The following is a 14,121-nucleotide window of genomic DNA, read 5'->3' on the forward strand; positions in this document are numbered from 1 at the left end:
ATCTGAAACAAATGTAACTGCATAACCGGAATACTCATTGTGATCTAGCTCACATACAAAAATGTAACGGAGCAAGTTATTGCCATTAAATATTTAAATACGTCACTAAAACGCCTAAAATCTGCCCGCTCACGGCGCAATCAATGCGTCTTACACTTCTATACAGGCCAGTCATGACTAACAGCAATCGCATTAAGCTCACATGGATTAGCTTTCTCTCCTACGCCCTGACAGGCGCGTTGGTAATTGTCACCGGGATGGTGATGGGAAATATCGCAGATTACTTCCATTTGCCCGTTTCCAGTATGAGTAACACCTTCACCTTCCTGAATGCCGGCATCCTGATTTCTATCTTTTTGAATGCCTGGCTGATGGAAATTGTGCCCCTGAAAACCCAGTTGCGCTTTGGCTTTATCCTGATGGTTCTGGCGGTCGCCGGACTGATGCTCAGCCATAGCCTGGCCTTGTTCTCAGCAGCAATGTTTGTACTGGGGCTGGTGAGCGGTATCACCATGTCGATTGGTACGTTCCTGGTCACGCAGATGTATGAAGGTCGCCAGCGCGGTTCCCGCCTGCTGTTTACGGACTCCTTCTTCAGCATGGCTGGCATGATCTTCCCGATGGTGGCGGCATTTCTGCTAGCGCGCAGCATCGAATGGTACTGGGTTTATGCCTGCATCGGCCTGGTATATGTTGCCATTTTCCTGCTGACCTTCGGTTGCGAATTCCCGGCGCTGGGCAAACACGCGCAGCAGTCAGACGCACCGGTAGTAAAAGAAAAATGGGGCATTGGCGTACTGTTCCTGTCCATTGCGGCTCTGTGCTACATCCTCGGCCAGCTTGGTTTTATCTCGTGGGTGCCGGAATATGCCAAAAGCCTGGGCATGAGCCTGGGTGATGCGGGTAAACTGGTCAGCGACTTCTGGATGTCTTACATGGTTGGTATGTGGGCGTTTAGCTTTATTCTGCGTTTCTTCGATTTGCAGCGCATCCTGACGGTACTGGCGGGTTTGGCCACCGTCCTGATGTATCTGTTTATCACCGGTACGCCGGAGCATATGCCGTGGTTCATTCTGACGCTGGGCTTCTTCTCCAGCGCGATTTATACCACCATTATTACCCTCGGTTCCCAGCAGACGAAGGTCGCCTCACCTAAACTGGTTAACTTCATTCTGACCTGCGGCACCATCGGTACCATGCTTACTTTCGTCGTCACTGGCCCGATAGTCGCTCATAGCGGTCCAATGGCGGCACTGCAAACGGCTAACGGCTTGTATGCCGTTGTGTTCGTAATGTGCTTTATTCTTGGGTTTGTTACGCGCCATCGCCAGCATAACGCGCCGGCCACGCATTAATCACTCTGCCGGATGGTGTCCTCGCCATCCGGCATATCCCTGGCATCCCTTCCTCCATTGGTGATGTAGGCCAATTCATACAAAAACCCCTTAATTTGTGCGCTTTTTATACAAACACGAAAAGCCAGTCAATTCCGTAACTTATAAAAATGTAGGTAAATCAGTTATATACCTCTTAAGGAGTATATGAGGGCGAATTTGATTTGTATCAATAAGCGGGGTAGCTGAATCGTTAAGGTAGGCGGTAATAGAAAAGAAATCGAGGCAAAAATGAGCAAAGTCAGACTCGCTATTATCGGTAATGGTATGGTCGGCCATCGCTTTATTGAGGATCTTCTTGATAAATCCGACGCCGCCAATTTTGATATTACCGTCTTCTGTGAAGAACCCCGCAAAGCGTACGACCGCGTACACCTGTCTTCCTACTTCTCCCACCACACCGCCGAAGAGCTTTCTCTGGTGCGTGAAGGATTCTACGAGAAGCACGGCGTTAAGGTATTAGTCGGCGAGCGCGCAATTACCATCAACCGCCAGGAGAAGGTGATCCACTCCAGCGCGGGTCGTACGGTTTATTACGATAAGCTGATCATGGCGACTGGCTCTTATCCGTGGATCCCGCCGATTAAAGGTTCGGAAACCCAGGACTGCTTCGTTTACCGCACCATTGAAGACCTCAACGCCATTGAGTCTTGCGCGCGCCGTAGCAAACGCGGCGCTGTCGTCGGCGGTGGCCTGCTGGGTCTGGAAGCCGCCGGTGCGCTGAAAAACCTCGGCGTTGAAACCCACGTGATTGAATTCGCTCCGATGCTGATGGCTGAACAGCTGGATCATATGGGTGGCGAGCAGTTACGTCGCAAAATTGAAAGCATGGGCGTGCGTGTGCACACCAGCAAAAACACGAAAGAGATTGTCCAGGAAGGCGTCGAAGCGCGCAAAACCATGCGTTTTGCCGATGGTAGCGAACTGGAAGTCGACTTTATCGTTTTCTCTACCGGTATTCGTCCACGCGACAAACTGGCTACCCAGTGCGGTCTGGACGTCGCTCCGCGCGGTGGGATCGTGATTAACGACACCTGCCAGACTTCTGACCCGGACATCTATGCCATCGGCGAATGCGCCAGCTGGAACAACCGTGTATATGGTCTGGTGGCTCCCGGCTACAAAATGGCGCAGGTCGCCGTTGACCATATCCTCGAAACCGAAAACGCCTTCGAAGGCGCAGATTTAAGCGCCAAGCTGAAGCTACTCGGCGTTGACGTTGGCGGGATTGGCGACGCGCATGGCCGCACACCGGGCGCGCGCAGCTACGTTTACCTCGACGAGAGCAAAGAAGTCTACAAACGCCTCATTGTCAGCAAAGATAACAAAACGCTGCTCGGCGCGGTTCTGGTGGGCGACACCAGCGATTACGGCAATCTGCTGCAACTGGTGCTGAACGCTATCGAACTGCCGGAAAACCCGGACTCATTGATCCTGCCTGCGCACGCGGGCAGCGGTAAACCCTCTATCGGCGTCGATAAACTGCCGGACAGCGCGCAGATTTGTTCCTGCTTCGACGTCACCAAAGGCATGCTGGTTGCTGCTATCAATAAAGGTTGCCACACCGTTGCGGCGCTGAAAGCTGAAACCAAAGCCGGTACCGGCTGCGGCGGGTGTATCCCGCTGGTAACGCAGGTCCTGAACGCTGAACTGGCGAAACAGGGTATTGAAGTTAACAACAACCTGTGTGAACACTTCCCGTACTCGCGTCAGGAACTGTTCCATCTCATTCGCGTAGAAGGCATTAAAACCTTCGAAGAGTTGCTGGCAAAACACGGGAAAGGCTACGGCTGTGAAGTGTGTAAACCTACCGTCGGTTCCCTGCTGGCCTCGTGCTGGAATGAGTACATTCTCAAACCTCAGCACACGCCGCTGCAAGACACCAACGACAACTTCCTGGCGAATATCCAGAAAGACGGCACCTACTCCGTGATCCCGCGCTCCGCTGGCGGTGAAATCACACCGGAAGGTCTGGTGGCCGTGGGACGTATCGCACGTGAATTTAACCTGTATACCAAAATCACCGGTTCTCAGCGTATTGGCCTGTTCGGCGCGCAGAAAGATGACCTGCCGGAAATCTGGCGTCAGTTGATTGAAGCTGGTTTCGAAACCGGTCATGCCTATGCTAAAGCGTTGCGTATGGCGAAAACCTGCGTGGGCAGCACCTGGTGCCGTTACGGCGTGGGCGACAGCGTCGGTTTCGGCGTCGAGCTGGAAAACCGCTACAAAGGCATCCGTACGCCGCACAAGATGAAGTTCGGTGTCTCTGGCTGTACCCGTGAATGCGCGGAAGCCCAGGGCAAAGACGTGGGTATCATCGCCACTGAAAAAGGCTGGAACCTGTACGTTTGCGGTAACGGCGGGATGAAACCTCGTCACGCCGATCTGCTGGCGGCAGATATCGATCGTGAAACGCTGCTGAAGTATCTCGATCGTTTCATGATGTTCTACATCCGCACTGCCGACAAACTGACCCGTACCGCACCGTGGTTAGACAACCTGGAAGGCGGCATTGAGTATCTGAAATCGGTCATCATCGACGACAAGCTGGGCCTGAACGAGCATCTGGAAGAAGAGATGGCCCGTCTGCGTGAAGCGGTGGTATGCGAGTGGACAGAAACCGTTAACACCCCATCCGCGCAGGTTCGCTTCAAGCACTTTATCAACAGCGACAAACGCGACCCGAACGTCCAGGTGGTGCCTGAACGTGAACAACATCGTCCGGCAACGCCTTATGAGCGTATCCCGGTGACTCTGGTGGAGGAGAACGCATGAGCCAGTGGCAAAACATCTGCAAAATCGATGACATTCTGCCTGCAACAGGCGTCTGCGCCCTGTTAGGTACTGAACAGGTCGCAATTTTCCGCCCGTATCACAGTGACCAGGTGTTTGCGATCAGCAACATCGATCCGTTCTTTGAGTCCAGCGTGCTTTCTCGTGGCTTGATCGCTGAGCATCAGGGCGAACTGTGGGTCGCCAGCCCGCTGAAAAAACAGCGCTTTCGTTTAAGCGACGGACTGTGCATGGAAGACGAACAGTTCTCCGTGAAACATTACGAAGCGCGGGTGAAAGACGGCACGGTGCAGTTGCGCGGTTAATTAATTTTGGGGGGCGCAACGCCTCCCCTTTTTTGTTTTTTTTTCATTTTAATTGTTATCACAAAATCATTTGTACTGCATCGCGGCGGCAACCGAGCAAATCCCCAGGAGCATAGTTCACTATGTGACTGGGGTGAGCGAGGGCAGCCAACAAAGAGGCAGTGCAAAGGATGAAGTGAGAAAAGGATAATCAAATGTTTACTGACACTATTAATAAGTGTGCGGCTAATGCCGCGCGCATCGCACGCCTGTCGGCTAATAACCCGCTCGGATTCTGGGTCAGTTCGGCAATGGCAGGGGCCTATGTCGGTCTCGGCATCATTCTTATTTTCACCCTCGGCAATCTGCTCGACCCGTCCGTACGTCCTCTGGTAATGGGTGCAACCTTTGGTATCGCCTTAACGCTGGTCATTATCGCGGGTTCTGAACTGTTTACCGGTCACACCATGTTCCTGACGCTCGGCGTCAAAGCGGGCACCATCAGTCACGGTCAAATGTGGGCAATTTTACCGCAAACCTGGCTGGGTAATCTGGTCGGTTCCGTGTTTGTCGCTCTGCTTTACAGTTGGGGTGGCGGCAGCTTGTTGCCGGTAGATACCAGCATCGTCCATTCGGTTGCACTGGCGAAAACCACCGCGCCTGCGACGGTACTGTTCTTCAAGGGCGCACTGTGTAACTGGCTGGTTTGTCTGGCAATCTGGATGGCAATCCGTACCGAAGGCGCAGCAAAATTCCTCGCTATCTGGTGGTGTCTGCTGGCGTTTATTGCTTCCGGCTACGAACACTCGGTTGCCAACATGACGCTGTTTGCCCTCTCCTGGTTCGGCCACCACAGCGAAGCCTATACCCTGGCCGGAATTGGTCATAACCTGCTGTGGGTGACACTCGGTAATACTTTGTCCGGTGTCGTATTCATGGGATTGGGTTATTGGTATGCTACGCCAAAATCGGAGCGTCCGGCTCCGGCAAAAATCAATCAGCCAGAGGCTGCTGCCAATAATTAAGGGGTAATGTCGTGGATCATTTGCCTATATTTTGTCAACTACGTGACCGTGACTGCTTGATCGTCGGCGGTGGTGATGTCGCAGAACGCAAAGCGCGGTTATTGCTGGAAGCGGGCGCCCGTTTAACGGTTAATGCGCTGGCGTTTATTCCGCAGTTCACCGTATGGGCAAATGAAGGCATGTTGACGCTTGTTGAGGGACCGTTCGATGAATCCCTGCTCGATCCTTGCTGGCTGGTTATCGCCGCCACCGATGACGATGTCGTCAACCAAAGCGTCAGCACCGCCGCAGAATCACGCCGTATTTTCTGCAACGTGGTCGATGCGCCAAAAGCAGCCAGTTTTATCATGCCCTCCATTATCGACCGCTCGCCGCTGATGGTGGCGGTCTCCTCTGGCGGCACTTCGCCGGTGCTGGCCCGTCTGCTGCGTGAAAGACTCGAATCCATACTGCCTCAGCATCTTGGCCAGGTCGCACAGTATGCGGGCAAACTGCGTTCCCGGGTTAAAAACCAGTTTGCCAGTATGGGTGAACGTCGCCGCTTCTGGGAAAAATTGTTCATTAATGACCGCCTGGCGCAGTCGCTGGCAAACAACGATCGGAAAGCTGTCGAGGAAACCACCGAGCAGTTGCTCAGCGAACCACTGGATCACCGTGGTGAAGTGGTGCTGGTTGGCGCCGGTCCTGGCGATGCCGGGTTACTAACGTTGAAAGGGCTGCAGCAGATCCAGCAAGCCGACGTAGTGGTTTATGACCGTCTGGTTTCCGACGATATTATGAACCTCGTGCGCCGCGATGCGGACCGGGTATTCGTCGGTAAACGCGCGGGTTACCACTGCGTACCGCAGGAAGAAATCAACCAGATCCTGCTGCGTGAAGCGCAACAAGGCAAGCGCGTGGTACGACTAAAAGGTGGCGACCCGTTCATCTTTGGCCGCGGTGGTGAAGAGCTGGAAACGCTTTGCCACGCTGGTATTCCATTCTCCGTTGTGCCGGGTATAACCGCGGCTTCCGGTTGCTCCGCTTATTCTGGTATTCCACTGACCCATCGCGATTACGCGCAAAGTGTTCGTCTGGTTACCGGACACCTGAAAACCGGCGGCGAGCTGGACTGGGAAAATCTGGCGGCAGAGAAACAGACGCTGGTGTTCTATATGGGACTGAATCAGGCGGCCACAATTCAGGAAAAACTGATCGAATTTGGCATGCAGGCCAATATGCCGGTTGCGCTGGTAGAAAACGGTACCTCCGTGAAGCAACGCGTCGTCAACGGTGTGCTGACGCAGCTCGGGGAATTAGCGCAACAGGTTGAAAGCCCAGCGCTGATTATCGTCGGTCGCGTGGTTGGACTACGCGATAAGCTGAACTGGTTCTCGAATCATTAATTGAATGTAAATACATGCCCTGATATTCAGGGCATGTATTTATCATCCTGCAGAAATAAATAATAAACGAAATACGCTACATGCTCACTTCAGCAAACCAATTATTAATTAAAATATAACCGCCTAGTAATCCAATTCATTAATTATATAATTTACATAAAGCTTGCTATGTCCTTATCCGGACTACTTAAATTTTATTTAAGTTGATATCTTAACCGTCGAGAAATGGATTTCATCCATTTTAAAAATAGATATCTTACAAGGATTTTAACATGCTGAAATTTGCAAAAATCACCATTGTCGCTGGGGTTCTGGCTACACTGACCGCATGTACGGGTCATATTGAAAAAAAAAAATAACTGCAGCTACGATTATTTCCTGCATCCAGCAATTTCAATTTCTAAAATTATTGGTGGCTGTGGTCCGGCTGCAGACCAGTAATAGATGCTATTGCGCAGATACAAAAAAACCGGGGATTCCCCGGTTTTTTTGCAACGCAGAAAATATTACGGTCTGGCGACAAAACCAATCGCTTCGTAAACGGCTTTCAGCGTAACAGAAGCGCGTGCGCTGGCTTTTTCCGCACCGTCTTTCATTACTTTCTGCAGGAAAGCTTCATCGTTACGGAAACGGTGATAACGTTCCTGAAGCTCGGTCAGCATGCCGGAAACGGCCTCCGCGACTTCACCTTTCAGATGACCATACATTTTGCCTTCGAAGTGCTGTTCCAGCTCCGGAATACTCTGGCCGGTGACGGCAGAGAGGATATCCAGCAGGTTCGAAACACCCGCTTTTTCTTTCACGTCGTAACGAACAACAGGCGGCTCTTCCGAGTCAGTCATCGCTCGTTTGATTTTTTTGACCACAGATTTTGGATCTTCCAGCAGACCGATCACGTTGTTGCGGTTGTCATCCGACTTGGACATTTTTTTCGTCGGCTCCAGCAGCGACATCACGCGCGCGCCGGATTTAGGGATGAACGGTTCCGGTACTTTGAAGATGTCGCCATACAGCGCATTGAAGCGCTGAGCGATATCGCGGCTCAGTTCAAGATGCTGTTTCTGATCTTCGCCAACCGGTACCTGATTGGTCTGATACAGCAGAATGTCTGCCGCCATCAGTACCGGATAATCAAACAGACCGGCGTTGATGTTCTCTGCGTAACGTGCAGATTTATCTTTGAACTGGGTCATACGGCTCAGCTCGCCGAAATAGGTGTAGCAGTTCAGCGCCCAGCCTAACTGTGCGTGTTCCGGTACGTGCGACTGAACAAAAATGGTGCTTTTTTCAGGATCGATCCCGCATGCCAGATACAGCGCCAGCGTATCCAGCGTTGCTTTACGCAGTTGCTGAGCATCCTGACGAACGGTAATGGCATGTTGGTCAACGATGCAGTAGATGCAATGGTAGTCATCCTGCATGTTCACCCACTGACGCAGCGCACCCATATAGTTGCCAATGGTCAATTCACCTGAGGGCTGTGCGCCACTAAAAACGATGGGCTTAGTCATTTTTCGATTCCTGATTTTCGCTATGCGGAAGCCCGAGAGCGGGCAATAGTTCATTAATGCGGTTGTACATGACATCGGGCTCGCTCAATGCGATAGACTCACCGTAGTTGTAGCCATACGTCAGACCAACGGACGGACAACCAGCAGCCTTAGCCGCCTGAATATCATTACGAGAATCCCCTACGAAGAGCATTTGCTCAGGCTTGATGCCAAGCTTACTTGCCACCAGCAGCAGCGGATCCGGGTGTGGTTTTTTATTCTGCACGTCGTCACCACCGATGACCACGCTGAAGTATTTGGCGATATCTAACGCCTCGAGCAATGGCGCGACAAACGGGGTTGGTTTGTTGGTCACCAGACCCAGCGGCAAACCTTTAGCATGCAACGCGCCCAGCGTGTCGGCAACATCAGGGAACAGGAATGTCCCCTCTTCTGCGACATCGCCGTAGTACCTGTCGAACAGCTTACGCAAAATACGTACCTGTTCCTCAGCAGGAATATCATCATCAATGGGGGGTTTACCCATCGTTTTACGTAATGTCGCGCGCTCCTGACGAGACCACGCCAGCGCGCGCTCCATCAGTACATCTGCACCATTACCAATCCAGGTGATTACACGTTCTTCACCAGCAACCGGCAGTTCCAGCGCATACAGCGCCATATCCACCGCTGCGGCTAATCCCGGCGCGCTGTCGACCAGCGTGCCGTCGAGGTCAAAAGCGGCGCCCCGAATATCCTGAAACTTATCCATGACTTACCTTCGCCAGTTCATTGCGCATTTCATCAATGACTTTTTTGTAGTCTGGTTGGTCGAAAATAGCGGAGCCTGCAACAAACATATCTGCACCCGCCGCCGCGATTTCACCGATGTTGTTCACCTTGACGCCACCATCAACTTCCAGGCGGATGTCATAGCCAGATTCATCAATACGACGACGCACTTCACGCAGCTTATCCAGCGTTTGCGGGATGAAAGACTGTCCGCCAAAGCCTGGGTTAACGGACATCAGCAGGATCACATCCAGCTTATCCATGACGTAGTCCAGGTAGCTTAAAGGCGTTGCCGGGTTAAACACCAGGCCCGCTTTACAGCCATGCTCTTTGATCAGCTGCAAGGTACGATCAACGTGCTCGGAGGCTTCCGGATGGAAAGTAATGATGCTGGCGCCAGCGGCGGCGAAGTCAGGGACAATACGATCGACCGGTTTCACCATCAGGTGAACATCAATCGGGGCGGTGATGCCATATTTACGCAGCGATTTCAGAACCATCGGTCCGATGGTCAAGTTCGGTACGTAGTGATTGTCCATGACGTCGAAGTGTACTACATCGGCACCGGCAGTCAGCGCTCTCGCGGTGTCTTCGCCCAGGCGGGCAAAATCAGCCGACAGAATTGAGGGGGCGATCAAATACTGTTTCATCCGCTTCTCCTTGAGAATTATTTTTTCACAGGCGTTGCGACTCCTGGTTTATACAGCGCCAGCAGTTCGTTCACCTTTTTACGCGTGCCGCCATTGCTGCTGATGCTGCGCCGCACTTTGACCTGAAAATGTTTCGCTGCCCGGTACCACTCACGAGTATCGGGCGTGTCATGGTTCGAAATTAACACCGGAATCTGCTTACTGACCAGCTTTTCTGCCATCTCGGCCAAATGCGCCTGCTCTTTCGGGCTAAAGCTGTTGGTATGATACGCGGTGAAATTTGCCGTCGCCGAAAGCGGTGCATAAGGCGGGTCACAATAGACTACGGAGTTGATATCCGCACGGTCCATGCACTCTTCATAGGAAAGGCAATGGAACTCCGCATTCTGCGCTTTTTCAGCAAAATGGTATAACTCGGCTTCCGGGAAATAAGGTTTTTTATAACGACCAAACGGTACGTTAAACTCACCGCGCAGGTTATAACGGCACAACCCGTTGTAACCAAAGCGGTTCAGATACAGGAATAGCACTGCGCGGCGGAACGGGTCCTGGCAGGTATTAAATTCGTCCCGGAACTGGTAGTACACCTCAGCCTGATTAGTTTCAGGCATAAACAGCTCGCGCGAAGCCTGCACGTACTCATCGGTACGGGTCTTCACGATGTTATAGAGACTGATGAGGTCGCTGTTGATATCGGCAAGGATATAACGAGAAAAGTCGGTGTTGAGAAACACCGACCCGGCCCCTACGAAGGGTTCAATCAGACACTCACCCTGGGGTAAATGCCGTTTGATATCATCAAGCAGGGGGTATTTTCCCCCTGCCCATTTCAAAAAAGCGCGATTTTTTTTCATGCTGACTAACTAATTACACCTTCTCCGGCTGTGGAGAAAGCTCCGACAGCATCCTGCGCTTTAGTCTTTGTCCCGCAATTGGGCGAAACAGCAAACCATTGCAGAACATATCCTATCTTACTTCAAATCGGCCTGAACCTGGTGCAGCGGTTTTGCCCACGGATTTTTCGCCTGAATATCGGCGGGTAACGTAGACACTGCACGTTTCGCATCTTCTTTAGATGCATACACGCCCGTCACCAGAACATACCACGGTTGACCGTTACGCGTCGTCTGATACACCACGTAGTTCTTCAGGTTTTCTTTCTTCGCCCAACCGTTCAGGTTGTCGTAGTTAGAAGAACTGCTGAGCTGCAGCGTGTAATGGCCGGACGGCGCAGATTTTAACGCGCCAATATTTCCTGTACTTTTCGCTCCGCCAGCCACAGGCGTTGCCGTCGCGGTTGGCGCAGGTGTCGCAGTCTGTGCAGACGTCGTCGCCGCGGTTGCTTTCGGTTCTGCTGTCGCTTTTGGCGCAGCGGTTACCACAGGCGCTTTGGTTGTGGTCGTCGGCGCAGTCGCGGTTGGTTTTACCTGAGCAACAGGTTTCGGCTCTGTCGTCGTCGCTTTCACCGTGGTCTGCGGTTTGCTCTTCGGCTCAATGACGGCCTGTTTACGCTCCTGGTGCGTAGCAGCAGGACGTTCAACCGTTTCCGTTTTGGCAGTCTGGCGCGCAGCAGTACCATTACGAACTGGTGCGACGGTCGCAGGTTCGGTCGGCAGCGTAGAGTTCACCACGACGTTGTTAACCTGCTCCTGACCTTGCGGTTGCGTCAGCGCATTGTTCAGATCGCCCTGCACTTCAACACGCTGCTGACCTTCAGTTGCCGCAGGCGTCTGGCCTTGAGTTGGGGTAGAGGAAATCGGCGGCAGGGAAACATCCTGCTGGGTATTGCCCGCAGTCTGCTCAGCGCCCGTTGCAGGCGTATTCGTGTTCGCCTGATCCGTCGCATTGCTGCCAGAAAGATCGATGCTCTTCTCGCCGGACGCCGTCTGTTCACTGGAAGAAGATGAGGGGGCTTTCAGCGCAGAACCAATACCGATGATCAACAGCAGCAGCACCAGCACGCCCACACCCATCATCATATACTGACGAGAGGCAGGTTTACTGACCGCTTTCTTACGCTTGCGCGGACGACGTTCTACACGCTCTTCATCCACCGCATCGTCATCAGATTCATAGTCTTCTTCGATGTCCCGCTCTTCTTCACGCTCTTTACGTGCGCGCGCAGGACGGCGATCGTCAGCATCCAGATCAACATCATCAAAATTGATTTGCGGCTCATTATCGCGTTCAGACGATTGACGAGAACGACCAGTACGACGATCGCTGGGATCGGGTTTCAGCTCGTCTTCTGGTTTGAATTCATCCATTTAACACCCCACTCAAAGGTTAATGCTTACAACTTTGCACGTAACCTGAAGCTAAAAGACCTACGTTTCGCAACGTACGTCGGACCTTTCTTGTTGTTACGCCTGCTGGCAATCAGCAATAGCGTTAAGAACCACCTCGTGCGACACTCCGCCGCGCACTTCACTCTTCCCTATTGCCTGCGGAAGCACTAAACGAATCTCTCCCGCTAACACTTTTTTATCTCGCAGCATATGCGGCAAATAGGCCTCGGTGGACATTTCACGTGGCCCATTAACCGGTAAGCCTGCTCGCTGTAGCAGCGTAATGATGCGCTGCGTATCCGCAGAGCTAAACTGACCCAGACGTTCTGACGTACGAGCAGCCATTACCATACCTGCTGCGACGGCTTCACCATGTAACCAATTGCCATAACCCATTTCAGCTTCGATCGCATGGCCGAACGTGTGTCCCAGATTCAGTAAAGCACGTAAGCCCATTTCGCGCTCGTCTGCTGCGACAACTTCTGCTTTCAGCTCACAACAACGGCGAATACAGTACGCCATTGCCGGACCGTCCAGACGCAATAACGCGTCCAGATTGTCTTCCAGCCAGTTGAAAAACTCACCGTCAAGAATGATGCCGTATTTGATGACTTCCGCCAGCCCCGATGCCAGCTCACGCGCAGGAAGCGTTTTCAGACAATCGAGATCCACCACCACGGAGGCTGGTTGGTAAAACGCGCCAATCATGTTTTTACCGAGGGGATGGTTTACGGCGGTTTTGCCGCCGACGGAGGAGTCGACCTGCGACAACAGAGTTGTCGGAACTTGAATGAAACGAACACCGCGCTGGTAGCTGGCTGCCGCGAAACCGGTCAGGTCGCCAATCACGCCGCCGCCAAGTGCGACCAACGTGGTATCTCGACCGTGCGGTTTTTGCAGTAATGCGGTGAAAACCGTATCCAGAACCGTCAGGCTTTTATACTGTTCGCCATCGGGAAGGATAACGCTATCAACGTTAACACCCGCCTGTTCAAGTACGCCGCGAACCTTATCGAGATACAGGGGAGCCAGGGTTTCGTTGGTCACCAACATAACCTGATCGCCCGATTTCAGCGGTAAGAATGAAGCTGGCTCATTGAACAAACCAGCCGCGATAGTGATAGGGTAACTACGTTCCCCGAGAGTGACTGTGATCCTCTCCATTACGCGACATCCACCTTAGTTACTTGTACCCGCAGACGAGTGTGTATTCGGCCAGAATTAGTTGCTTTCCAACATATGAATAATCTGGTTTGCTACGACTTTTGCGCTCTGATCGTCGGTGCGAATGGTCACGTCGGCAATCTCTTCGTACAGAGGATTGCGTTCGTCAGCCAACGCTTCCAGAACTTCACGAGGCGGTGATTCTACCTGCAGCAGCGGGCGTTTCTTGTCACGTTGAGTACGCGCAAGTTGTTTTTCAATTGTCGTTTCAAGATAGACCACGACGCCACGCGCGGAGAGACGGTTACGTGTTTCACGTGATTTTACAGAGCCACCGCCAGTTGCCAGCACAATACCCTGTTTTTCCGTCAACTCGTTGATGACTTTTTCTTCGCGATCACGGAAGCCGTCTTCACCTTCTACATCGAAGACCCAGCCCACATCAGCTCCGGTTCGTTTCTCAATCTCTTGATCAGAATCGTAAAATTCCATATTGAGTTGTTGAGCTAACTGCCGCCCAATAGTGCTTTTTCCGGCACCCATAGGCCCAACCAGAAAGATATTGCGTTTCTCTGCCATTTTTTCGGTACTACTAAGACTATTCGTTAATGGTAAACCCGCTTCGCAGACACCCAGCGCAGCAGGACATGAACTGAAACCTCATAAGATATTGCGAGAGTCAGACTGAAAATTATCTCAATACTCAAGCGGGTTTGGCAACTGAATAAATCACCAAACCCTACGCATTTCTGGTCGTGGCAGGCATGCAGCCCTGCAAACATCAGACATGGCGACGTATCGCGTAGTCCAATGACGGCAAAATAAGCCTATGACACACCACCAGAAAGGCAAAGCG

At 52.3% G+C, this 14,121-nt stretch carries 12 protein-coding genes and 1 pseudogene; 6 read left to right on the forward strand and 7 right to left on the reverse strand.

The window, feature by feature from the left end; genetic code table 11:
* Positions 1-173: 173 nt before the first annotated feature.
* From tsgA to KQJ18_RS07005, 6 genes and pseudogenes are all read left to right on the forward strand, one after another.
* On the forward strand, positions 174-1,355 hold the full coding sequence (gene tsgA / locus KQJ18_RS06980) for an MFS transporter TsgA (protein ID WP_038634817.1): 1,182 nt from the start codon (positions 174-176) through the stop codon (positions 1,353-1,355).
* Between the two features lie 270 nt (positions 1,356-1,625).
* Positions 1,626-4,169 carry an NADPH-nitrite reductase large subunit gene (nirB, locus tag KQJ18_RS06985; protein ID WP_061381016.1) on the forward strand — a complete coding sequence of 848 codons (2,544 nt, stop codon included), beginning with the start codon at positions 1,626-1,628 and terminating at the stop codon, positions 4,167-4,169.
* The gene (nirD, locus tag KQJ18_RS06990; protein ID WP_042312029.1) at positions 4,166-4,492 is read left to right on the forward strand and encodes a nitrite reductase small subunit NirD; all 327 of its coding nucleotides are present in this window, start codon (positions 4,166-4,168) and stop codon (positions 4,490-4,492) included. Before nirB ends, nirD begins: the two co-directional genes overlap by 4 nt.
* Positions 4,493-4,686: 194 nt before the next feature.
* Entirely contained in the window at positions 4,687-5,496 is an 810-nt protein-coding gene (gene nirC, locus KQJ18_RS06995) for a nitrite transporter NirC (protein ID WP_069323809.1), read from the forward strand.
* 11 nt (positions 5,497-5,507) lie between these two features.
* A complete protein-coding gene (gene cysG / locus KQJ18_RS07000) occupies positions 5,508-6,881 on the forward strand; it encodes a siroheme synthase CysG (RefSeq protein ID WP_085048998.1) in 1,374 nt (457 codons plus the stop codon).
* A 272-nt stretch (positions 6,882-7,153) separates the two neighbouring features.
* Positions 7,154-7,322, forward strand: a pseudogene (locus KQJ18_RS07005) (YhfL family protein).
* Between the two features lie 65 nt (positions 7,323-7,387).
* On the opposite strand, the gene trpS reads toward KQJ18_RS07005, so the two are convergent.
* The 7 genes from trpS to aroK all read right to left on the reverse strand — a co-directional run bounded on the left by trpS (position 7,388) and on the right by aroK (position 13,844).
* On the reverse strand, positions 7,388-8,392 hold the full coding sequence (trpS, locus tag KQJ18_RS07010) for a tryptophan--tRNA ligase (protein WP_038634836.1): 1,005 nt from the start codon (positions 8,390-8,392) through the stop codon (positions 7,388-7,390).
* Positions 8,385-9,143 (reverse strand): phosphoglycolate phosphatase, encoded by a 759-nt coding sequence (gene gph / locus KQJ18_RS07015; RefSeq protein WP_038634839.1) that lies wholly within the window; start codon positions 9,141-9,143, stop codon positions 8,385-8,387. Before gph ends, trpS begins: the two co-directional genes overlap by 8 nt.
* Entirely contained in the window at positions 9,136-9,813 is a 678-nt protein-coding gene (gene rpe, locus KQJ18_RS07020) for a ribulose-phosphate 3-epimerase (RefSeq protein WP_003023561.1), read from the reverse strand. The genes gph and rpe overlap by 8 nt, the downstream gene beginning before the upstream one ends.
* Before the next feature lie 17 nt (positions 9,814-9,830).
* A complete protein-coding gene (gene dam / locus KQJ18_RS07025) occupies positions 9,831-10,667 on the reverse strand; it encodes an adenine-specific DNA-methyltransferase (RefSeq protein WP_150345504.1) in 837 nt (278 codons plus the stop codon).
* A gap of 117 nt (positions 10,668-10,784) precedes the next feature.
* Entirely contained in the window at positions 10,785-12,080 is a 1,296-nt protein-coding gene (damX, locus tag KQJ18_RS07030) for a cell division protein DamX (RefSeq protein WP_150345505.1), read from the reverse strand.
* Positions 12,081-12,176: 96 nt separating this feature from the next.
* Positions 12,177-13,265, reverse strand: a complete 1,089-nt coding sequence (gene aroB, locus KQJ18_RS07035; RefSeq protein ID WP_110496649.1) for a 3-dehydroquinate synthase — start codon at positions 13,263-13,265, stop codon at positions 12,177-12,179.
* 57 nt (positions 13,266-13,322) lie between these two features.
* Entirely contained in the window at positions 13,323-13,844 is a 522-nt protein-coding gene (gene aroK / locus KQJ18_RS07040) for a shikimate kinase AroK (RefSeq protein ID WP_003023552.1), read from the reverse strand.
* Positions 13,845-14,121 lie beyond the last annotated feature (277 nt).

Origin of the sequence: Citrobacter sp. S55_ASV_140 (genome assembly GCF_018919505.1) — a bacterium.
Classification (GTDB): domain Bacteria; phylum Pseudomonadota; class Gammaproteobacteria; order Enterobacterales; family Enterobacteriaceae; genus Citrobacter; species Citrobacter werkmanii.

Bases quoted from the DNA above. Each gene is read 5' to 3' on its own strand.
- rpe (WP_003023561.1), bottom strand. From the start codon at position 9,813: ATGAAACAGTATTTGATCGCCCCCTCAATTCTGTCGGCTGATTTTGCC.
- damX (WP_150345505.1), bottom strand. From the start codon at position 12,080: ATGGATGAATTCAAACCAGAAGACGAGCTGAAACCCGATCCCAGCGAT.
- tsgA (WP_038634817.1), top strand. From the start codon at position 174: ATGACTAACAGCAATCGCATTAAGCTCACATGGATTAGCTTTCTCTCC.
- trpS (WP_038634836.1), bottom strand. From the start codon at position 8,392: ATGACTAAGCCCATCGTTTTTAGTGGCGCACAGCCCTCAGGTGAATTG.
- nirB (WP_061381016.1), top strand. From the start codon at position 1,626: ATGAGCAAAGTCAGACTCGCTATTATCGGTAATGGTATGGTCGGCCAT.
- aroK (WP_003023552.1), bottom strand. From the start codon at position 13,844: ATGGCAGAGAAACGCAATATCTTTCTGGTTGGGCCTATGGGTGCCGGA.
- nirC (WP_069323809.1), top strand. From the start codon at position 4,687: ATGTTTACTGACACTATTAATAAGTGTGCGGCTAATGCCGCGCGCATC.
- dam (WP_150345504.1), bottom strand. From the start codon at position 10,667: ATGAAAAAAAATCGCGCTTTTTTGAAATGGGCAGGGGGAAAATACCCC.
- nirD (WP_042312029.1), top strand. From the start codon at position 4,166: ATGAGCCAGTGGCAAAACATCTGCAAAATCGATGACATTCTGCCTGCA.
- aroB (WP_110496649.1), bottom strand. From the start codon at position 13,265: ATGGAGAGGATCACAGTCACTCTCGGGGAACGTAGTTACCCTATCACT.
- gph (WP_038634839.1), bottom strand. From the start codon at position 9,143: ATGGATAAGTTTCAGGATATTCGGGGCGCCGCTTTTGACCTCGACGGC.